General features: G+C 32.2%; 25 protein-coding genes. 8 read left to right on the top strand and 17 right to left on the bottom strand.

What is annotated here, in order from left to right:
* Window positions 1-10 precede the first annotated feature (10 nt).
* From B8963_RS12930 to B8963_RS12900, 7 genes are all read right to left on the bottom strand, one after another.
* A complete protein-coding gene (locus B8963_RS12930; protein ID WP_084061999.1) occupies window positions 11-460 on the bottom strand; it encodes a hypothetical protein in 450 nt (149 codons plus the stop codon).
* Between the two features lie 78 nt (window positions 461-538).
* A complete protein-coding gene (locus tag B8963_RS12925; protein ID WP_084061996.1) occupies window positions 539-1594 on the bottom strand; it encodes an aminotransferase class I/II-fold pyridoxal phosphate-dependent enzyme in 1056 nt (351 codons plus the stop codon).
* Between the two features lie 2 nt (window positions 1595-1596).
* Window positions 1597-2607, bottom strand: a complete 1011-nt coding sequence (locus B8963_RS12920) for a dipeptide epimerase (RefSeq protein WP_084061991.1) — start codon at window positions 2605-2607, stop codon at window positions 1597-1599.
* Window positions 2608-2705: 98 nt separating this feature from the next.
* The gene (locus tag B8963_RS12915) at window positions 2706-3440 is read right to left on the bottom strand and encodes a head GIN domain-containing protein (RefSeq protein WP_084061989.1); all 735 of its coding nucleotides are present in this window, start codon (window positions 3438-3440) and stop codon (window positions 2706-2708) included.
* Window positions 3441-3586: 146 nt separating this feature from the next.
* A complete protein-coding gene (locus tag B8963_RS12910) occupies window positions 3587-5368 on the bottom strand; it encodes a PspC domain-containing protein (protein ID WP_084061986.1) in 1782 nt (593 codons plus the stop codon).
* Window positions 5369-5370: 2 nt separating this feature from the next.
* Window positions 5371-5706, bottom strand: a complete 336-nt coding sequence (locus B8963_RS12905) for a PadR family transcriptional regulator (protein WP_084062182.1) — start codon at window positions 5704-5706, stop codon at window positions 5371-5373.
* Between the two features lie 178 nt (window positions 5707-5884).
* Window positions 5885-6367 carry a DUF4870 domain-containing protein gene (locus B8963_RS12900; protein WP_084061983.1) on the bottom strand — a complete coding sequence of 161 codons (483 nt, stop codon included), beginning with the start codon at window positions 6365-6367 and terminating at the stop codon, window positions 5885-5887.
* 134 nt (window positions 6368-6501) lie between these two features.
* Between B8963_RS12900 and B8963_RS12895 the strand changes: the two genes are divergently transcribed.
* The 4 genes from B8963_RS12895 (at window position 6502) to nudK (ending at window position 8910) form a co-directional block, all read left to right on the top strand.
* Window positions 6502-6957 (top strand): DUF4442 domain-containing protein, encoded by a 456-nt coding sequence (locus B8963_RS12895; protein ID WP_084061980.1) that lies wholly within the window; start codon window positions 6502-6504, stop codon window positions 6955-6957.
* Between the two features lie 4 nt (window positions 6958-6961).
* Entirely contained in the window at window positions 6962-7453 is a 492-nt protein-coding gene (locus B8963_RS12890) for a hypothetical protein (protein WP_084061978.1), read from the top strand.
* Between the two features lie 62 nt (window positions 7454-7515).
* A complete protein-coding gene (locus tag B8963_RS12885; protein ID WP_084061976.1) occupies window positions 7516-8313 on the top strand; it encodes a TIGR00266 family protein in 798 nt (265 codons plus the stop codon).
* Window positions 8314-8322: 9 nt separating this feature from the next.
* Complete coding sequence (nudK, locus tag B8963_RS12880; protein WP_084061973.1) at window positions 8323-8910, top strand: GDP-mannose pyrophosphatase NudK; 588 nt, start codon at window positions 8323-8325, stop codon at window positions 8908-8910.
* Between the two features lie 13 nt (window positions 8911-8923).
* Here the strand turns inward: nudK and B8963_RS12875 are convergent, their stop codons facing one another.
* Window positions 8924-10198 (bottom strand): D-alanyl-D-alanine carboxypeptidase/D-alanyl-D-alanine-endopeptidase, encoded by a 1275-nt coding sequence (locus tag B8963_RS12875; RefSeq protein WP_317043719.1) that lies wholly within the window; start codon window positions 10196-10198, stop codon window positions 8924-8926.
* Between the two features lie 140 nt (window positions 10199-10338).
* On the opposite strand from B8963_RS12875, the gene B8963_RS12870 reads away from it, so the two are divergent.
* Window positions 10339-10536, top strand: a complete 198-nt coding sequence (locus B8963_RS12870; protein WP_084062179.1) for a hypothetical protein — start codon at window positions 10339-10341, stop codon at window positions 10534-10536.
* 55 nt (window positions 10537-10591) lie between these two features.
* On the opposite strand, the gene B8963_RS12865 is transcribed toward B8963_RS12870, so the two are convergent.
* Complete coding sequence (locus B8963_RS12865; protein WP_084061970.1) at window positions 10592-11533, bottom strand: LysR substrate-binding domain-containing protein; 942 nt, start codon at window positions 11531-11533, stop codon at window positions 10592-10594.
* 102 nt (window positions 11534-11635) lie between these two features.
* Between B8963_RS12865 and B8963_RS12860 the strand changes: the two genes are divergently transcribed.
* The gene (locus B8963_RS12860; protein ID WP_084061967.1) at window positions 11636-12115 is read left to right on the top strand and encodes a Dps family protein; all 480 of its coding nucleotides are present in this window, start codon (window positions 11636-11638) and stop codon (window positions 12113-12115) included.
* 76 nt (window positions 12116-12191) lie between these two features.
* Here the strand turns inward: B8963_RS12860 and B8963_RS12855 are convergent, their stop codons facing one another.
* From B8963_RS12855 to smpB, 6 genes are all read right to left on the bottom strand, one after another.
* Entirely contained in the window at window positions 12192-12611 is a 420-nt protein-coding gene (locus B8963_RS12855) for a DUF2141 domain-containing protein (protein WP_084061964.1), read from the bottom strand.
* 136 nt (window positions 12612-12747) lie between these two features.
* The gene (locus B8963_RS12850; protein ID WP_084061961.1) at window positions 12748-13623 is read right to left on the bottom strand and encodes a metallophosphoesterase; all 876 of its coding nucleotides are present in this window, start codon (window positions 13621-13623) and stop codon (window positions 12748-12750) included.
* 12 nt (window positions 13624-13635) lie between these two features.
* The gene (locus B8963_RS12845; protein ID WP_084061958.1) at window positions 13636-14085 is read right to left on the bottom strand and encodes a SecDF P1 head subdomain-containing protein; all 450 of its coding nucleotides are present in this window, start codon (window positions 14083-14085) and stop codon (window positions 13636-13638) included.
* Window positions 14086-14095: 10 nt separating this feature from the next.
* Complete coding sequence (locus B8963_RS12840) at window positions 14096-14707, bottom strand: FMN-binding negative transcriptional regulator (protein WP_084061955.1); 612 nt, start codon at window positions 14705-14707, stop codon at window positions 14096-14098.
* A 38-nt stretch (window positions 14708-14745) separates the two neighbouring features.
* Entirely contained in the window at window positions 14746-15456 is a 711-nt protein-coding gene (locus tag B8963_RS12835) for a membrane or secreted protein (RefSeq protein ID WP_084061954.1), read from the bottom strand.
* 92 nt (window positions 15457-15548) lie between these two features.
* Entirely contained in the window at window positions 15549-16010 is a 462-nt protein-coding gene (gene smpB, locus B8963_RS12830) for an SsrA-binding protein SmpB (RefSeq protein ID WP_084062178.1), read from the bottom strand.
* 112 nt (window positions 16011-16122) lie between these two features.
* Between smpB and B8963_RS12825 the strand changes: the two genes are divergently transcribed.
* Window positions 16123-16857 carry a DUF6503 family protein gene (locus B8963_RS12825; RefSeq protein WP_084061953.1) on the top strand — a complete coding sequence of 245 codons (735 nt, stop codon included), beginning with the start codon at window positions 16123-16125 and terminating at the stop codon, window positions 16855-16857.
* On the opposite strand, the gene B8963_RS12820 is transcribed toward B8963_RS12825, so the two are convergent.
* Entirely contained in the window at window positions 16854-17387 is a 534-nt protein-coding gene (locus tag B8963_RS12820) for a SixA phosphatase family protein (RefSeq protein WP_084061952.1), read from the bottom strand. The genes B8963_RS12825 and B8963_RS12820 overlap by 4 nt on opposite strands.
* A 277-nt stretch (window positions 17388-17664) precedes the next feature.
* Here B8963_RS12820 and B8963_RS12815 point away from each other — a divergent pair, with 277 nt between their 5' ends.
* Complete coding sequence (locus B8963_RS12815) at window positions 17665-19698, top strand: transketolase family protein (protein WP_084061951.1); 2034 nt, start codon at window positions 17665-17667, stop codon at window positions 19696-19698.
* Window positions 19699-19777: 79 nt separating this feature from the next.
* Here the strand turns inward: B8963_RS12815 and B8963_RS12810 are convergent, their stop codons facing one another.
* A complete protein-coding gene (locus B8963_RS12810; protein ID WP_159447298.1) occupies window positions 19778-21724 on the bottom strand; it encodes a tetratricopeptide repeat-containing sensor histidine kinase in 1947 nt (648 codons plus the stop codon).
* Window positions 21725-21751 lie beyond the last annotated feature (27 nt).

Genomic DNA, 21751 nt, shown 5'->3' with positions numbered 1-21751 from the left:
GCTCTTTTTTTTAATCAATTCTGGCATAATTTTCAGATTGAATTCTATTTCCTTTATCGTCAACAGTTATTTGGCGAAAATTATCAGGATCCAATTGTAATTCAAACTTAAACACTTGTACAGTATCTTGAATTTTCATCATAGTTTCGGAACCAAATTCTAATTGTTCTTGTAAAACAGAATTCGTATTTGAATACGAACCATACCCGAACCATTCTGCTGGATCATCAGGAGAGTATCTTGTCCACATTACTTTTCCTTTACTATAAATTTTTACTTGACGATATCCGTTTATATTAGGAATAGTGTCTGTTACATTTATCCCATCATAATTAAAACGGTTTATAAGTTCCCACGTACCTTCTAAAGAAGGATTTTCTAATGATTTTACTGGCGTTGTTTTAGTGGCCGTTGATACTAAAATAAAAAGCAGTAAAATTAAGCCTATTACTTTTTTCATGACGTAGATATTTAAGTTATTAGATAGTAATAAGTTACGATATTTTTTTCAATGAGAATAGTTTAATTTCAAGTTAAATTAAACATAAGAGATTAAAATATTACAAATACGATCTAAATCTGCTTTTGTATGTGCCGCACTAATAACAATTCTACTCATAAGATCTGCATCTTCGCTAGGGTACCTAAAACTAGTTACTAGAATGCCATTTTCTTCAAGAAGATGGGTCAATTTTTCACTGGAAAAAGTAAATGCAGGATGCCCTACCATATATTTAAAAAATGAAATATTCTCAATATTTTCTATAAAGTATGCTGTATTAAGTTGTAAAAGCTTACGCTTTTTTCTATAAATACTTTCCCCGAAGAAAATACTTGCAAGATTTGCTGGTGATGCAGGACTGGAGCCGCCAAAAAAATCAGTGTTGACGAGGCTAAGTATGCGTTCTTTTGATCCAAAAACAGCCCCACCTTGCACACCAAAGCCTTTGCCCAAGGAGCAACACACAATAAGTTCTTTTGGATTTAATTTTTGAATTTTTCTAAAAACACCTCCACCATTTTCCCCTGTAATCCCAATGCCATGAGAATCATCAACAACTAATATTACCTCTTCTAATGGTAATGCTTTTAATCCTTCAAAATCGGGAAAATTAGCTCCTGAAAAATCTATTGAATCTAAAAAAACCACAGGAATAGTGTCATTTTTTTCTAAATGATCACGAATGGCTATGTTTAATGCGGTGAAAGTAATATAGGATTTAGGCTTATTTTTAATCTGATTTGAAATATACAGTGCAGAATGCGTATTTGGGGAATAGAAAAACTTATTACTGCTATTATTTAAAAACTGACCTATAAACTGTCCTGCTAAATAACCAGAGGACATAGTAACACAAGCGTCACTACCCACTAATTGCGCCAAATATTCTTCGGCTTTATCAAAAATTGCAATCCTCACATTCGATTTTCTAGATGCACCATAATTGGTGCCATATTTTTTTATATTTTCTATAAACAAATGTTGAAATTCAATGTCCATTTGTAGGCCTAAATATGCCGTACCACCAAAATATAAATAGGGTTTGTCATTTAGTATTATTTCTCTACCTGGAAATGAATCTATTGTGTGCATAACTATCTAAGTGTTACACCGCTCCCGCCAAGTGATGGGAAAATTACCGTTGCATCATTTTTAATAATTACGCCATCCGCAATATCTTCTTTTAATAGAAGTGCTCCATCCATATCCACATAATCTAATTGTGGTAATAATTGTGCTATTGCTGAAATTCCTACGGTGGATTCTGTCATGCAACCAACCATAACTTTTAACCCCATTTCTTTTCCTTTTTTTATCATTCTAAGTGCGGGAGTTAGGCCACCACATTTGGTTAATTTTATATTTATACCGCTAAAATGAAGACCACATTTTTCAACATCGGTTTCTACGATGCAACTTTCATCTGCAATTACAGGTAATACACTATGGTGCATAACCTCTTCCATTCCTTTCCAATCATCAGCTTTTAATGGTTGTTCTAAAAATTCCACTCCTAATTCTTTTAATAAAGGCGCATTGTAGATAGTTTCTTTTGCTGTCCAAGCGCAATTGGCATCAATTCTAAATATGGCATCTGAATGTTTACGTAATTCTTTTACAATAGCTACATCATCATCAGTACCTAATTTAATTTTATAAATTGGCCATGGAGTTTCTTTCATTTTCGCTACCATTTTATCAATACTTGCAATTCCTATTGTGTAATTAGTTGTGGGGTAGCTATCTATAGTTGTATTCCATATTTTGTAAAGTGGTTTACCTAATAATTTTCCATATAGATCATGTGCAGCTAAATCTAAGGCACAAATAGCAAAATTAGACAAACCTTTCGCTACCAAAAATGCATGAAACACTTCTGGTGTGGTAAAGTTAAAATTCTTTATTTCGTGGCTTACGGCATTTATTTCTGCCATCATGCTTTCAACTGTAATTTTATAATAAGGATTTGATGTGGCTTCGCCAAAACCAGTTTTTTCGTTTAATGTAAGTCCAACGATTAAACTATTCTGAAAATCATGCGATTCGCGAGATATACTAAAGGTGTGTTTTAGTGGTAAAATGTACTTTTTTAAGCTAATATCCATAATGCGTAATGTTTGTACTAAAATAGACAAAGCATTGGTATAATAAAACCAAAAGCCACTGAAAATTCAGTGGCTTTAAAAGTAATTTTGGTTGGTTGTTAGTCGTTAAAGGTTACGCTACCCGAAACACTTTTTTTAGTACTTACTTTTGCTTCGCCCGAGTAAGAAATATTGCCGCCGCTACTTGCATCTGCGCTAAGTAATTCTGATACGGAGATCGATACATTTGCACCGCTACTGGCTTCAGCATCGCATACTTTCGTAATTAATTCTTTGCCACTAAAATTTGCTCCGCTACTGGCATCGATAGTTGCTTTTTTTGCTTCTCCATTAACTTTTATGTTAGCACCACTGCTAGCATCAATATCTAAATTATCTGCAATAATTTCAGCATTTAAAATAGAACCACTGCTAGAGTCGATTATTAATTTAGTAGCATTAATAGTGTTTTCTGTAATTAAATGGGATCCACTTGAACTCTTTAATTCTGATACATTTGGTAATGATACGTATACCTTTTTAGTGGCATTTCCAATGTTTTTAATAGCGTGTATTTTTAGTACATCATTTTTAATGTCAGTGCCTATTAAGTCTATTACGTTTTCATCTGCTTCTACTGAGATACTAAAATTATCAGCTTGTGTTACATAAACTTCTAATCCTTCTGATGCAGAGATCGCAGTGAAATTGTCGTTAACAGGTCGCTTGTCTGTTTTTACAATACCGTTACCTTTTACTCCTGAGCTAAAGTCGCCAATATTAATATCAAATCCGCAGGAGGATAATAAGATACTAAGAGTTAGTGCAATTGCAATTCTTACTAGTGTTGTCATGATTGTTGTTTTTAAGGTTGATGTAAAATTGTTATTTATTCTATTGGATTAATAACTATTACAACTCAACTGTTGATTTTGATTGATGAATTGTATTTTTCTGTCTAATGTCAAGCTAAAACTCTCGACTTTAAACATTTGAACGATTAATTATCATTGGTTTTAACTTTAACGCCATTTTCGTCAATCTTCATTTTAAAAGATTCTCCGTTGTCTTTCACATCTATGTCGATGCCGTTTTCGTCAATTTTTATTTTTCCTTTTTCACTATTATCATTAATGTTGATATCGATGCCATTTTCGTTGATTTTAACACGATTGTTTTCATCTGAAAGATCAACTTCTTTTTCCGGGCAATCTAAACATTGTAATTCGCCATTACTAGCCATTCTCCAAGAATATTCTTGTACATCGCAACCGTTTAAGTCTTGATCATTATTGGCTTGTATTCTATAGCAATGATTGTTGTTTTCTTCAAAATTTAGAATGGTACCTTTTGGTAAATAAACAATTACGCGAACTTCTTGGTTTTTAAATTTGTTTTCTCTTTTAGTAGTTAGGTAATTATTAAATTCTAATGAATTTCCAACTAAAGAATAAGAATATTCAATTTTTTCAGAAGTTTCACGAGCATTGGTAAAAGTACTACCATTAGCATTTTTTTGTATCTCAACATGTATTAAAGAATCTTTAGAGGCCTTAAAAGTAAATTGCACATCTTTAGAGACTAAAATTTCTTGTCCATTATTATCATAACTAACAATCATATCGCCAATATTGAATCTTTTTCTGTTCCAGTGCAGATCATTAGATTTAAACGATATATTTAAAGTGTCTGTTGGGTTTTCTACTACATGTTCTTTTTCACTAATTGCACTGTCCCAAAAAGCTCTAGATGTTGCTTGTTTAGTGCCTAAAACTATGATGGCTATTAAAGATATAAGCCATAAACCCAGTAAAGTAAATTTAGCAACAGAACCGATTGATTTAAGATTAGTAACTAATATTTTTAATCCTAAATACAGTAAAAAGAATAAAGGAATTGTTACTAAAAAGAACGTAAAAATGCCCACAAGCCAAAAAGGAGTATTGGTAGCATCTACCAATTCATAAAGGTTTAGTGGTCCAAGATGCACACTATCAAAAATACCTACAGTAAATAAACCAACAAGCATAGCAATAAGTCCAGCACCACCTGCAAGTATTAATAAGATCCCTACGAACTTTCCAAAAATTTTGAAAAAGAACATAATAATATCACCAATGGTATCAAAAAAAGTCTTTCCGCTACTTTTTACCTTATTACCAACTTTCTCGTAGTCCACGTTTTTTACGCGCTCTGCTACATCTTCAAAACCTTCCTTAACCTTTCGTTCTATATTGCTAATATTAATGTCTTCACCGCGCATGTCTAATTTTTGCGATGTAGTTCTGGCCTCTGGGATTAAAATCCATAATAGACCATAGATTAATATAAAGCTTCCACCAGAGAATATGGTTAATAAGATCCAGATAATGCGAATCCAAATAGGGTCTACACCTACATAATGGGCTAGTCCAGCAGAGACACCAGCAACATATTTTGCTTCAATATCTCGGTATAATTTTTTAACTCTTTTAGGTTCTTTCGAAGCAGCTTTTGGTTCATCGTCAAAAATGTCTTCATCAACCATATAATCTTCTGGTTGTCCCATAATTGCAATAACTTCGTCTACTTCTTTGATGGTAATTACTTGTCTTTCATTGGCAAGTTTTTCATGAAAAAGTTCCGCTATACGGGCTTCAATATCAGCCAATATTTCATCACTTCCGGGCGTATTTGCAAAAGATCGTTTTACAGATTCAAGATACCTTCTCATTCTATTGTATGCATTCTCATCAATATGAAAAAGTATGTTAGCGAGATTTATATTTACAGTCTTGTTCATCGTTAGTTGTTTTTGTTGTTGGTTACCAGGTTAGTTGCACTTCTTAATTCATCCCAAGTGGTATCCAATTCTTTTAGAAATAGTTTACCTGTTTCAGTTAGTGTATAATATTTTCTTGGAGGGCCAGAAGTAGATTCTTCCCAACGGTAGTTTAATAACCCTGCATTTTTAAGTCGAGTTAATAAAGGATAAATGGTTCCTTCAACCACTAGCATTTTGGCATCTTTTAGCGTGTCTAGAATTTCTGAAGCATACTTATCTTCTCCGTTTAAGATAGATAGTATGCAATATTCCAGAACCCCTTTACGCATTTGCGCTTTTGTATTTTCTACATTCATAATTTCGTCTTGCTTTGTATGCAGTTTTTTAAACTTCGAAATTCTTTCGGTTTTTCTTGAACTAATTTCTTGCATTGATTAACGGTTCGTTTTTTGATTGATGAATAAACATCTTGATTGATTTTTGATTGATTAATGAATAAACTCCTATTGATTAAAGGTGTGATTAAGACCTTTTTTATTTTATAAAACTAATGGTAAATGGGTATTTAAAAGTCTGCCCTTCGTTTGTTTTAATTACGGCTAGAATAGTGTAAACTATATTTACAACAAATAATGCACCTTGCAATATACCAGTAATACCCACAGGAATTAACCAGGTTCCAAACCTAAAATCGTCACTATCAAAATGAAGATTTATATTGTTGAAATTATTCAAACTACCGAATGAATAATTCCCTAAATCAAAAATATTAGGTAGAAAACCAATTATAAAAGGAATACTTAACATCCCTAGAATTATAGAATACAGCAATAAACTAATTTGAAAGTTTAATGCTTGTTTTCCATTGTAATCCACAAACTTATATTCGTTTTTATTAGCGGTCCATAATATTAATGGAAGTATAAAATTTCCAAATGGGAAAAAGAACTTCGCAAAGGTGGATCCGTGTATAATTGCGGATAGGTTTCTCTCGTGTTTTGTAATAGTATCTGTCATGGCTTAGTAATTTCTTATGCAAATATATATCTAAAAGAAGGTACTATGCAACACATAGTACTAATAATTAACATTTATTTAACAATTGTTACATCACTTATTTTCAATACATTTATAGAAAATTTTGAATAAATATGGGAGTTTCCACAAGTAAGTTTAACACATTTACATTTTTTAAATTACCCTCTGCATGGTGGTGTGGTGTGCGTTTACGGCATATAGATAAAAATAAAGCTATAGTGACTGTAACGCATAAATGGTTTAACCAAAATCCGTTCAAATCTATGTTTTGGGCTGTACAAGGTATGGCTGCGGAATTAGCTACTGGCGCTATGATGATAGATCAAATTAAAGAAAGCGGGCAAAATATATCCATGTTAGTCGCCAATAATAACGCTAGTTTTACTAAAAAAGCAACAGGAAAAATCACATTTACGTGTGAGGATGGTCATTTAATAAAAGAGGCAATTGATAAAACTATTGCCACTGGAGAAGGCCAAACAATCTGGATGAAATCTGTTGGTGTGAATACGGATGGAGTAGTAGTTTCCACTTTTAATTTTGAATGGACCATTCGAGTAAAACGCTAATATTATGGCGAAAATACTTTTTAAAGAAGAGCAAAAGTTTACGCAATGGTGGTTGTGGCTATTGTTATTGTCACCATTAGTTGTTTTAATGTATTCCGTAATCGCACCTATTTTAAATGAAACTACTAATATTAAAACTAAAAGTTTATTAAACGATGTATCTTGGTCTAATTTCTATATTCCTTTTTTCATTCTAATAGCCATTTTACTATTATTTATATTCTTAAAATTAAAGACGGAAATTACTTCTGAGCGTATTTTTTTAAGATACTTTCCACTATTTTCGAAAGAATGGCTTTGGGCAGATGTAAAAAAGGCAGAGGTAATTAATTACGGATTTGTTGGGTATGGCATCCGGATTAGTCTTAAACATGGTATGGTGTATAATGTTAAGGGAAATAAGGGACTCGCATTATATTTTAATAATGGGAAAAAAATAGTACTCGGCACTCAGAAACCTGAAGAGCTTGAAAAAATAATTAGAGGATTATCATAACTAGTTGTAACAAATTTTAAAATTGACGAACTAATTAGCATCAATCAAAAAACAATTTAAAAATGAATGCACACGAAATAGATTATCAAATATTTGGAGAAGAAATGCAATTTGTCGAGATAGAACTTGACCCGCAAGAGGCAGTAGTTGCTGAAGCTGGTAGTTTTATGATGATGGATTCGGATATTAAAATGGATACTATTTTTGGGGATGGATCTAATCAAGATAAAGGGGTTTTAGGTAAAATATTCTCTGCAGGAAAACGTATGTTGACAGGTGAAAGTCTATTTATGACGGCCTTTTTAAACATTGGTCATGGTAAACGAAAAATTAGTTTTGCTTCTCCATATCCTGGAAAAATTTTACCTATAGATTTATCTGAAATTCAAGGAAGATTTATTTGCCAGAAAGATGCTTTTCTTTGTGCTGCAAAAGGGGTATCCATAGGAATAGAATTCTCAAAACGCTTAGGGCGAGGTTTATTTGGTGGTGAAGGTTTTATCATGCAAAAATTAGAAGGTGATGGTATGGCATTTGTGCACGCTGGAGGTACTCTCGCTAAAAAAGAATTACAAGCAGGAGAAATTTTAAGAGTAGATACTGGGTGTATTGTTGGCTTTACCGAAAATGTAGATTACGATATAGAATTTGTAGGCGGTATAAAGAATACTATTTTTGGTGGTGAGGGTCTCTTTTTTGCTACGCTAAAAGGTCCGGGAACGGTTTACGTGCAATCCCTACCATTCAGCAGATTGGCAGGTAGAGTTCTTGCTTCTATACCAAGAGGTGGTAAAGATAAAGGTGAAGGTAGTATTTTAGGGGGTATTGGAGATTTATTAGATGGTGATAATAGGTTTTAATAAATAACTATGTTAAAAGGTGAAGTTCGCAATATAAAAAAAGAGGTATTATCTAACAATTGGTATACACTTAATAAGTTAACCTTCGAGTATCAGAAAGAAGATGGCAGCTGGGAAACTCAGCAAAGAGAAGCCTATGACCGAGGAAATGGGGCCGCTATTCTTTTATATAATCAAGCAAAAAAAACGGTGGTTCTTACACGTCAATTTCGTATGCCAACGTATATTAATGGCAATACAGACGGAATGATGATTGAAGTTTGTGCCGGGCTTTTAGACGGGGATCATCCTGAGGATTGTATAAGGAAAGAAGTAGAGGAGGAGACAGGTTATATAGTAGATAAGGTTACCAAAGTTTTTGAATCATATATGTCACCTGGTTCCGTTACTGAAATCCTCTATTTTTTTATAGGTTCATATGAAGATGCAATTAAATTAAGTGATGGTGGAGGAGCAGAAGATGAAACGGAAAATATTGAAGTTTTAGAATATCCTTTTGACAAAGCTCTTGCAATGATAACTTCAGGAGAAATTAAGGACGCGAAAACTATCATGTTATTACAGTATGCTAAGATTAATAAGTTATTAGGGGAGTAATGGGTGTTGTTATCTAATAATTGTCCCTTATATTTTCAAAAATCAGCTGCATTCTCTTTTTTATTTCAGCAGTAGATTCCTTGTAATGGTTATTCATAAAACTAAATACTAGTGTTTTGCCTGATTTGGTTAACAAGTAGCCACTTAACGAATAATTGTTCCCCAAAGAGCCCGATTTTGCATAAATATAGGGTTTGTTTGATCCTTCAAACCAATTAGTGAGCGTGCCGGAAACTCCACCTACTGGAAATAAATTAAATAAGCGTTCTCTTGACTGTTCTTTATACATTTTGGTTAAAATATGTACAAAAGATTCTGGTGTAAATAAGTTGTAACGAGATAAGCCGGAACCATCAACCCATCTAGGCATTTGTTTTAAATCTGCTAATTGATGACTTAAAATATACTTTTGAGCATTTGCAATATTTAAGGTATCTGTTAACACACCACTAGAAAGTATCATTAGTTGATCTGCTAAAAAATTATCGCTCACTTTCATCATTTGTTTAAAAACGCTATCTGATGGAATACTGTAAAGTGTTTCTTTCGGTCCTGAAGGAAAATAATTGGTGATTTTAATTTTCTTATGTAGTACATCTTCGAGTAATTTTTTGGTCAGTGTAGTATCAATAATAAAAGGAACCTCCACAGTGTCTTTCTTTGTGGAATTGAAGTAAAATTGGTTGCTAAATTCTTCTCGAGATGTATTTGTAACAGTTGTTATCACCTCGTTTTTAAAAAACTTAGGAACAACATTTAAAGAATCTACAGCATAGATGGTCGCTACATTACCATATAAAGGCAAGCCATTACGCTCAGGCTGAAAGTAGGTGTCATAATCCTCCCAAGCCCAACCTGGTCCATACTTTTTATCTTGAAAATTATTCAGATATAGACTAATATTCTTTTGGTGTTTCAGAAAATTTAAAGCTGTACTATCTTTAAAAAAGGGGTGTAATAGTGTAGGATCTCCTGTGCCTTGTATCGTAATACCATCATTTGAAGAGATATACTGTAAAGCCGGAATTTGTTCAGGTAGAATGTTTAGCGCAGTATAAAGCGTAATAATTTTGGTATTGCTTGCCGGTGTAAAGTATTTTGCACTATTATAACTGACAATTGTGTCGTTTTCCAAAGGATCGTAAACAAAAAATCCTAAAAACTGATTTTCAAAGATGGTATCATTTAAAACACGATAAGTTTCTTTTACAAGTTTACGTTTTCTACCTGCAGAACAGTTAGTTAAAAGACTGATTGCTAGTAGGGTTAAAAATATTTTTCGCATCATAATTAATTAGCCTTTTAACATGTTAAATTTAGAATCTCATCGAAATTAACAACAATTTATCTATTTTTTAACTATTAACTGGCAATATTATTTACCCTTTTATGGTTATCTTAGTGCAAACAACTAATAAACATTTTATTATGGCTAGAACTATGCTTGAGTACACTAAAATGGTACTTAATAAAGTAAGTTTTGATGCAAAATTATTTTGTAAAGAAGTAAAAAAGGCAATTACAACACTTTTGCCTGAAGAAGTTGAAGAATTAAAAATCTGGATTCAGCAATTTATTGTGGACAAGCCAGAGTTAAAACAAAGTTTAGTTTATTTAACCGCATAAGAAAAAGCCACTACTTAAGTGGCTTTTTTTATTTTCCTTTTCAGGGGAATACGCTCTATTTTTTATGTAAAGGGCTTATAATTTTTACATCCTGAAAAGCAATAGCACCCCTTACAATACTAGATATAACATCTTTAATGGCATCGGTAATTTGTATTTTTAGTTCGCTTTTATGATAAATTAAACTAACCTCTCTGGCAGGTGAAGGATTATTAAAATACTTAAGATGGCCTTTTTTCTTTTCATCTAGATTTAAAGTATTTAAAAAAGGTAAAAGCGTCATTCCCATTCCTTCATTAGCTAAATTTATCAAGGTCTCAAAACTTCCGCTTTGTAATTGAAAGGACTCTCCATGGAAATTTTTTGATGCTTTACAAAGGTTTATGACTCCATCTCTAAAACAATGTCCATCTTGAAGCAAAAGCACATCATTTATATCTAAATCCGCAGTATTTAGTTTATCTGTATTATAAAGTCTATGATTTGGAGGAATGTAACCAACAAAAGGCTCGTAATACAAAGGTCTTTCCTTAATATATTCAATTTCCAAAGGTGTAACAGCGATTCCTGCATCTAGATGTCCGTCTTGTATATTACGGATCATATCTGCCGTGTTTTGCTCTTTAATAATTAGATTAACTTTTGGAAACTTTTTAATAAAAGTATTTAAAAACATTGGCAATAAGGTAGGCATTACTGTTGGTATTATTCCAAGCGTATATTCTCCACCAATAAATCCTTTTTCCTGGTCTACAATATCTTTAATTCTGTTGGCTTCATTGACAATGTTTTTAGCTTGCTCCACAATTTTTTTCCCAACTTCGGTAATGGCAATTGGTTTTTTTCCTCTATCAAAAATTAGTATATCTAATTCATCTTCTAATTTTTGAACCTGCATACTTAACGTAGGTTGTGTAACAAAGCTTTTTTCAGCGGCTAAAGTAAAATTTTGGTATTCTGCCACGGCAAGCACATATTGCAATTGCGTAATTGTCATTTACATTGTTTTAGGCTATAAAATTATAAAAACTATCGATAAAACTTATAGTCTTGGGACTATAATCTTTGGTAAGTTTGTAATGAATTAAAAGAAGGTATTATGAAGTTAAATAGTATAGGATTAAGCGAAGAAAAATCTGAAATATTAAGTAAAGATTTAAATAAATTATTAGCAAATTTTCAGCGTTATTATCAAAATTTAAGGGGAATTCACTGGAATATTAAGGGAAAGCGTTTTTTTGACCTTCATGTAAAGTTTGAAGAGCTGTATACTGATGCTAATGTAAAAGTAGATTTAATTGCAGAGCGTATTTTAACACTAGGTGGTGTTCCTCTGCATACTTTTGAAGATTATATTACAAACTCGGATATAGCTGTAGGTAAAAATATTCACAAAGATGAAGCGGCTATCCAATTAATAATAGATTCTTTATCTACTTTACTATTGATTGAAAGAAAAATTTTAGAGACAGCATCGGATGCCAATGATGAAGGTACTAGTGCCATGATGAGTGATTTTATTTCTGAACAAGAGAAAACCGTTTGGATGATGAAAGCTTGGTTGACTGAAGAAGTTTAGATTATTTTAAATATTTAAGTAAATAAAAGGCTTTGTACATGTACAAAGCCTTTTTTACTTTTGAAAACAGTCTATTTTAGAATCGGATATTAAATTCTAAATCTTTATCGGACAATTCAAATTTAGCATCTACAAAATTTGGTGGTCCAAAAGACATCTCATTGCCGGACATGCCATAGCTTTCTTTTGGCATTCCATTTAGCTCAAAATCCATTCTTTTATTATCATTTTCATCATGCAATGCCATAATTGCATATTCTCCAGGAACAACATTTTTAAAAATTACTTTAATTTTTCCATTTTCAATTTTACTTTGTAAATCTTGTATTCCAGCACCTTTCATAAAGGTGTCTTTGCTATGCAAGGATACTATAACGGTTCCATTATCATTTGAAATATTATCTATAATTACCGTTATAGTATTGGAGCTCGCTTCTTGCGCAAAGGAAAATAATGAAGTAAAGATTAAAACGATTGTAAGTGTTAGATTTTTCATTTCTCTTGTTTTTTTAAGTACTGATAGGTATCAGTAGTGGTTAATTACAAAGCAAATTTGAAAATTCTATAGATTAGAAATAAAATTGAAATCCTGAAGTGTCGTTTTTTAGGAGTGAGTTGTAATAACACTTGTATTAATTCAAAAATGAACGATTAAAAGAAAAAGGCATTGGTTTATTTGGGTCTATGGTAACTTCCACAGCCGTTGCGCCACCTTCTATCTGTACACGCATTATGTTTTTTTCGGGCCATGGAGCATCTTGCATCCAAAAATGGCCATCGCCTTGAAGATATAAAACTGGTTTTTGTAATGTAGCTGCAGCTGCTCTGAAAGCAGTAGTAAATGTTGCGAATTTTTCGGGACCAAGATTAACCATATTTGCATGTCCAAATACTACTACGGCACTCACTTTGTCTTTATTAATCGTAAATAATTCTTGTACATAGTTGCTATTGTCTGTTAAACGAGAATTCCACTCCTCTGGATCGTGAATGGAGCTTCCAACTAAATTCAATCCAATAAAGAGTACTTTATCCTTTATAAAACTAAAATTTTCTTGCCTGTTTGGTTGATAATTTACAACGGGCTTAAAATTCCAGTTGGTATTTAATTTAAGAAAATAGGTGTTCCAAAGACCCAATGCGTTAATTGGATCAGTGCAATCATTAAATTCATTATCTCCCAAAACTATGAATGTGGGCGAGGTAAAACGCTTTAACAAACCACTTACTTCTGCATAAACCGATTCATTACAAGGATCACCTCCTGGTTTAATATCGCCAACATGTATAACAAAATCAGATTTTGCGGTTGTATTATGTTTCGCAATTAAGGCGATAAAATTTTCTTTTTGTATTGCATTATACGGTACATCGCCAATGGCAGTAAAAACACTTTTAGGTATTTCTGTATTTTCTATTTCTTTATCGGATTCTTGCGAATTTCCTCCTATACAGCTATTAAAAAATGTAGCGAATAAACAGCCTAAAATAAAAACAAATTGTTTCATGCTTGCTTTAGTTTATTTTTCAATTCTACTTTTAAGCCAATTTACCATTCCATCAGTTTCCTTAATGGTGAAATTCCCATTAATAATCATTTTACCTTCAGTAATAGGACTCATAATAAAAGGTGCTAAAACTATTTTTTTTCCAAAATAAATAACCAAAGGCTCTCCCTTATTTTCGGTTGTTATTTTTTCTAGTTTTTTTGTACCAATTGCATTGAATTCAAGTAAAACAACAGGTTTCCCAAATGAGTCAAAACTTTGCGACACGGCATTTATTTCTCTTACAGAAATTGCCGGTTCTTCTTGCAGTAGTAAAGTTTCATAATTTTCTCCGGTAAACCCTTCGTGCTTTTGTGTTAGGTAAAATCCAGAAACACTATCTAAAATTATAGATTGTGATTGTGCAGTACCTAACGAAGTAACTAGTATACATATAAACTTAATTAGGGTTTTCTGACTCATTAGGTAAAAATTAATTGCCTTCTTTTTTCATTGCTTTAGCTATTTCACAGGCATTAGCATTTTTAGTATCTTCAAGTTCACTTATAATTTTTGCATGATCTTCCGGTCTGGTTTGTGAGAGTTTATGAGTGGCTTGTATATCATCAATATAAATTTTAAATCCAATAACACCTTTTACTTGTCTGAGTGTATTTTTGGACATATCATTTAATGAAATTGGACATTTGGAATTTTGCTCATACTTGTCTACAAGTTTATGCATAGAATCCATCACTTCATCCTCAGAATTAATACGAATTTTACCATAAACATGAACGGCTATATAATTCCAAGTTGGTACCTCTTCCTCTTTATACCAAGATGAAGAAATATACGAATGTGGCCCGTTAAAAATGCATAAAACGGTAGTATTATCTTTTAAATATGCTCCTTGAGGATTGGCTTTAGCAATATGGCCAACTAAAATATCCTTACCTTCTTTATCAACATCCAATTCTAATGGTATGTGTGTAGCCCAAGGCTTATTATTTACTTGGTTTATCAGTATACCGAAACTATTATTGGCAATAAACGCTTTTATATCTGCTACATTGGTATTCTTATAATATTCAGGTGTGTACATTATAGATTATAAGTTGGTTTGTAATTTTAAAAGTCTACTTACTTTCTTAAGCTCCAAATTTCATGTATAGGATCTCCTTTGCTTGACAATCCTGAATGATGCCAATTTCCATCCACTATTTCATAATTAAATTGTAAAGCAGCTCCTATGCGAGAATTGTCTCTTGAAAAGAACTCAATATTTTCGGTATATGTTCCATCAATAGTGGTGTATGTGCCTCCTCCAGTTCCCATGAATTCTTTGGTATCGGTATTATATGCTATCCATTGGAAACGAGTGCCAGATAGTATTTTCATCGTTTTTCTTGGGGATTCCATATCACGATTTTGCGTTTCGCCATTACGTATTCTTCCAGACATTAGCCAAGCACCTTTAAGTTTACCCGGCTGCCCGTTATCTATTCGTTTAAACTGATTTTCATTTCCTACGATAGATAAAGTAGTTTCCGTTGCTACTACCGCAAAGGTAACTTCAGTGCCTACACGATCGGGATTCTGGCTGTCAAACTCAATTTTTTCCGTCATAGTATCACCAGATAAGCTCCAAGTTCCACCATTGGTATTTTTAAATTCTCCAGTAGTGGCGTGATAAGTTGTTGCTACTTGATATTTTTCAGAAAAAATCACAACACTTCTTAAGTTTTCACCGTCTTTGGAGGTGTAATAACTTTCCCATGCACCAACAATACTTTGGGCATGCAAGCCTATAGAGAAAATGAAGAAAAATAAAATAAGAACTATTCTTTTCATAAGATTCATATTAGCTGGTTACTGAATAAAAATTAGTACTAGTAATTCAAATGAATCACTTTTTATCGCAAGTTAAATTTACGATTAAAAGCCTAATTATTGAAGCTCTTTTTTATACGATCTAGACTTTTCTTATTGTCGCGATCTTTAATTGTCTCGCGTTTATCGTATAGTTTTTTACCTCGCGCCAAAGCAATATTTATTTTTGCTAAACCTCTATCGTTTAAAAATAGGTTTAAAGGAACTATAGTTAAGCCAGAGTTTTTCACTTCTTTTTCTAACTTTTTAAGTTCTCCACGATTTAAAAGTAGTTTTCTTTCGGCTTTTGGTGCGTGATTAAAATGATAGCCATGTGAATATTCATCTATCTGCATATTAATAATGAAGAGTTCTCCGCGATCATTAAATTCGCAAAAACTCTCAGAAATAGAGGCTTTGCTCAAACGGATAGATTTAATCTCTGTACCTGAAAGAACTAATCCAGCAGTGTAAGTATCCAGAATTTCATAATCGAATCTGGCACGTTTATTTTTAATATTAATTTTCTTCTGTATCACATAACAAAAATAATAACAATTATACTATAAACAATTCTAGAAGTGTCATAATAGTTATCTAAATTTGTAATGTTTGTAAAGTATTGCGATTAAGTCATAAACAAATTCTATGAAAAGATTTTATTTATTTTATTCGTTTTTAATTGTGATAGCCTGTAAAGAAGCCAAGAGCTTAACCGCAGATGAGATTGTAAATCAAGCAATTGAAATTAGTGGAGGAAACTTATACGCCATCAGTACTATTTCATTTGATTTTAGAGATAAAACATATGTTTCTAAAAATAAAGGAACTGTTTTAGAACGTATTTTTAAAAGTGATTCTCTAAATTACACGGATATAAAATCGAATATTGATTTTCAGCGGTTTATAAACGATATTCCAGTAACTGTTTCAGATTCACTAGCACAATTATATAGTAATTCGATAAATTCTGTTCATTATTTTGCGCAATTACCATATCGATTAAATGATACATCGGTACATAAAGAATTAATTGGAGAAGCAACTATTGGCACTACTAATTACTACGTTGTAAAAGTTACATTTGATCAGAAGAATGGTGGAGTTGATTTTGAAGACACGTACATGTATTGGTTTAATAAAGAGACATTTAAACCAGATTATTTAGCATACGATTTTCATACCGATGGAGGTGGAGTGCGTTTTAGGAAAGCTTATAATGAAAGGTACGTAGACGGAATAAGGTTTGTAGATTATGAAAATTATAAACCAAGGGATCCGAAAGAAACTCTAGACAATATTTTAGATGCTTTTTTAAATGATAGATTAGAATTACTATCTAAAATAGAGCTCAAAAATATTAATATCTCTTTTGAGAATTAATCCATTTTTAAACGAATATCAGTAGCTTTTCCATCAATAATTCTCACAATAAATAGGCTGCTATTGTCATAATCGTCCATAGCGGAGTATTTTTCTTCACCAATAAGCTTATTTACAAAATCTGGAGTAGTATTGCTGTGTCCAACAATCAAAACATTTAAACCTAAATTAGCGGTTTTAAATTCCTCAATATTTACCGTTGCAGGGTCATAGTTTTTCACTATTAAATCTTGATTAACAGCGGTAGGTGCAGCAGTCATCATAGTTCTTTCAAAATCAGTGCTATAAATTTCATTCAGTCCTATTTCACTAAAAACGCGTTCCCATCTAATAGCCCTTCCTAAACCATCTTGATTTAATTCAGGATCAAGATTTTCAGGGTCATTTCTATCTTTTTCTGCATGACGAATTAGGTAATATGTGGTAATTACTGGTTCTACATTTGTATCTTCTACAACTTTAGAATCTTCTTTACATCCAAAGAAATTGAAACTAATTAGTAACAGTAAAAATAGTTTTATAGCTCTCATAGTAACTTCACTTTTATATTCTACTTGATTATTGTTCTACTAAATATAACTCAATATCTTTCAATATAGTATTTTGAGAGCTTTATTTAAACAATGTATAGTCGCATTTTCTACAACCGGTAAAGAAATTTTTAACATTACGCAACTATTTCGTAATGAACAAATATTAAAATAAAAATAGGTTGCAGAAAGGTTTAAAGCGTTTTATCTTGCGGTGCATTTAGTAAAGATAAAAGAATACTGCAAATCATATATTTTTAAAGTCAAAATCAGTAAAATGAATAAAAAAACAGATCAATTAGCGGCGGATAATATTAGAGCCTTGGCTATCTCAATGGTAGAAAAAGCAAATTCTGGGCATCCTGGTGGCCCAATGGGTGGTGCAGATTACATGCATATTCTATATTCTGAGTTTTTTAAATATGATCCAACAGATATGGCTTGGCCTTATCGTGATCGTTTTTTTATGGATGCTGGGCATTTATCACCTTTAATGTATGCGCAATATTATCTGTTAGGAAATTATTCTAAATCAGATGTTCAAAATTTTAGACAATGGGGATCAGTTACTCCTGGACACCCTGAGGTAGATGTTAAAAGAGGAATTGAGAACACGTCTGGACCTTTGGGTCAAGGACACACAATGGGAGTAGGAGCAGCTATCGCAGCTAAATTTTTACAAGCAAGATTTGGCGATTGGATGAACCATAAAATTTATGGTTTTATATCAGATGGTGGTGTGCAAGAAGAAATATCACAAGGTGCAGGTCGTATCGCAGGTCATTTAGGATTGAGTAATTTTATTATGTTTTACGATTCTAATGATGTGCAATTATCTACAAAAACCGATGAAGTTACTTCTGAAGATACTGAAATGAAATACAAATCATGGGGCTGGAAAGTGATAACTATTGACGGTCATAATCATGATGAAATACGCAAGGCGTTAAATGAAGCGAATGCAGAGACAGAAAGACCTACTTTGATTATTGGTAAAACAATTATGGGTAAAGGTTGTGTAACTGCTACTGGTGAAATGTATGAAGGTTATACGGAGTTACATGGTAAGCCTATTGGCGATACAGGAGCAGATTTTGTAAAAACACTTATAAATTTAGGAGCCAACCCTGAAGATGAATTTGCAATTTATGATGAAGTTTCGGCAGCTTATAAAGATATTTTAGCCAATAAAACAAAAGAAGCAAAAGCTAAGAAAGAAGAAATAGCTTCTTGGAGAGCTAAAAATGCTGCATTGGCAAGTAAATTAGAGATGTTCCTTTCTGGAAAATTACCTGAATTGGATTTTGAATCTATTGTTAATAAAGACGGATTAGCAACAAGAGCAGCATCTGCAAATGTTCTTGCTTATTTAGCAGGTAAAGTAGAAAATATGATAGTTTCTTCTGCTGATTTATCCAACAGTGATAAAACAGACGGATTTTTAAATAAAACACATTCTTTACAAAAAGGTGACTTTACTGGATCGTTCTTACAATCTGGAGTTGCAGAATTAACAATGGCAGCAATGGCTAACGGAATGGCATTACATGGAGGTGTTATACCGGTTGTGGCAACGTTTTTTGTATTCTCTGATTATATGAAACCAGCCATAAGATTAAGTGCAATTCAAGAACTGCCAGTTAAGTTTGTATGGACACACGATGCATTTAGAGTAGGAGAGGATGGTCCAACACACCAACCTATAGAACAAGAAGCGCAAATTAGGCTTTTAGAAAAGTTGAAAAATCATAGTGGAGATTCTAGTTTTATAGCACTTAGACCTGCGGATTCGGCGGAAACTGTTGTAGCATGGAAAATGTTATTAGAAAACAACAAAGTTCCATCTGGTCTTATTCTTTCAAGACAAGGAATAAAAGATGTTCCTGCCACTGGAAAATCTAGATATGCAGATGCTTTGGCTTCTGAAAAGGGAGGGTATTTGGTTAAAAAAGTGGATAATCCAGATGTGATTTTGATAGCTAATGGTTCAGAGGTATCTACATTGGTTGCAGCTGCCGAACTATTAGAATCTAAAAAAGGATTAAAAGTTAATATAGCTTCTATTATTTCTGAAGGCTTATTTAGACTACAATCACAAGCGTATCAAGATAGTGTAATTGCTAAAGGTAAACCTGTTTTTGGTTTAACAGCTGGCTTACCAGTAAATCTTGAGGGACTTGCAGGGCCAGGAGGAAAAGTGTTTGGTTTAGAACATTTTGGGTATTCAGCACCTGCTGGAGTTTTAGATGAAAAATTTGGTTTTACTGGAGAGAAAGTATACGAGCAAGTATTAGATTATTTAAAGAAGTAAAGTAGTTTATATAAAATAAAAAAGGGCTAACATAATTGTTAGCCCTTTTTTATTTTCTTAAAAATAGTAATGTATACACTTATACATTTGATACTTTTTTAGGTAAAGTAAAGTAAAAAGTGGATCCTTTATCAATTTTACTTTCTACCCAAATTTCGCCTCCATTGTTTTCTACCATTTCTTTACAAAGGGAAAGGCCTAATCCAGTACCTTTTTCATTATCAGTGCCATAGGTGCTTATTAGATTCGTTTCCTCACTATTAAATATTTTAGAAATTACTTCAGGAGACATACCAATACCATTATCAGTAACCGAAATTTTTACAATGTTATTCTTTTCAATTGCATTTATAGCAATAACTCCTTTTTTGTTGGTGAATTTTAAGGCATTACTAAGTAAGTTTCTTATAACGACATCTATTTGATTTCTATCTGCCCAAACATTGGTATCGGTTAAAACGTTGTTGGTAATAGTAATACTTTTATTTATTGAAATTTCGTGTAAAAACCTAATGTTTTCTTCAGCTAGCATGCGCATATCAAAGCTTGTAGGTTCCTTTTTTGATCCAGTCATTTGGGTTCTACCCCATGATAACAAATTGTTTAATGTAAATGATATTGCATCTACATCCGTTTTAAATTTAGGAGCAAATGTGGAGAATTCTTCACAAGTAATTTCATTATCATTAAACATAGTTAGCACACTGCCTAAGGCATTTATTGGTCCTTTTAAATCATGACCAATAATAGAGAATAGTTTGTCTTTAGTAGCATTAATAGCGCTAAGTTCTTCTTCTCTTTTTTCTAATGTTGCCGTTTTTAGGCGTAATTCATTATTAAATAATTTTCGTGCCTTAGATTGCTTTTTTAATAAGAAAATAATAAGAGCACAAATCACTAAAAGTATCAAACCAAGATACATGAATATATTTTGTTTTGTTTTTTGTTTGTTTCTTTCTATTTCAGCATTTTTTTGCTGTTTTTCAAATTCTAATTTTGTTTTTAAAACGCCTAAACTATTTAAATTTTCTTTTCTTGAAATGGAGTCGGAGAGTAGTTTAAATTTTTCGTGATATTTTAATGCATCATCTAAATTCTTATTTTCTCTATTGATTTTATATAATAGTTCAAACGATTTAATAGGGTCTTCCAAAAGACTTAACCTAGACGCAATATCTAAAGCAAGAGAAGCATACTTTTCGGAATCGGCCAAATTATTTAAATCAAAATAAGCTGTTGATATAGAATTTAGCAAAGGAACTTTATACCGGTCGTCACTTAAATTTTCGTGAAGCGCCATGGCTTTATCATACCAATACAGTGCTAATTTTGGATTATTTTGTTTTAAATAAATATCACCTTTTACATGATATGAAAATGCTAGCCATTCATAAGATTCATGCGCTTTAAATACCATCATCGCATTATCTATATATTCTGTAGCGTTTTTTAGGTCATTTAATTTGGTGTAGACCTCGGCTATATTACTTTTTGTTTGTGCAGTTCTTAATGGATTACCAATTTTATCGTTGAGTTTTTCAACCTCTTTATAAAGCTGTAAGCTTTGTGCGTAGTCTTTTTCAGTAAGGTATAAAATGGCAACGTTTTCTTTGATAACAGATAAATTTTGAAAGTCATTATTAGAATTTGCAAGATCTATAGCGTTTAAATAAGCTTTAAGAGCTTTGGCATGATTACCAAAATCCAATTCTTGATTACCAAGTATTTTTTGCACTTCTAATTGCAAAAGACTGTTATTGCTACTTTTCGCAATCTCTAAAGCTGAGTTCAGAACATTAATACTGTTTTTGTTGCCTTTATAAAATTCGTATTTGCCTAAATTAATAAGGGCATTGCCTTGACCATCTAAATATTGATATTTGTTGCTTAAGGAGAATGCTTTTTCTGCATAAATTTTTAAACTATCTATATTTTTGTATTGATAATTAGAAGCTATTTCGTTTAATAAGTTGATGTAGTCTACATTACTTTGATCAAATTTTCGATCGTTTTCAATTTTAGTCAAGCTAGTGATTAAACTATCTAGATATAT

It is taken from the genome of Cellulophaga tyrosinoxydans, from assembly GCF_900176415.1.
GTDB classification, from domain to species: domain Bacteria; phylum Bacteroidota; class Bacteroidia; order Flavobacteriales; family Flavobacteriaceae; genus Cellulophaga; species Cellulophaga tyrosinoxydans.
The sequence above is the reverse complement of the archived record's forward strand: the minus strand, read 5'-3'. Positions and strand labels throughout refer to the sequence as shown.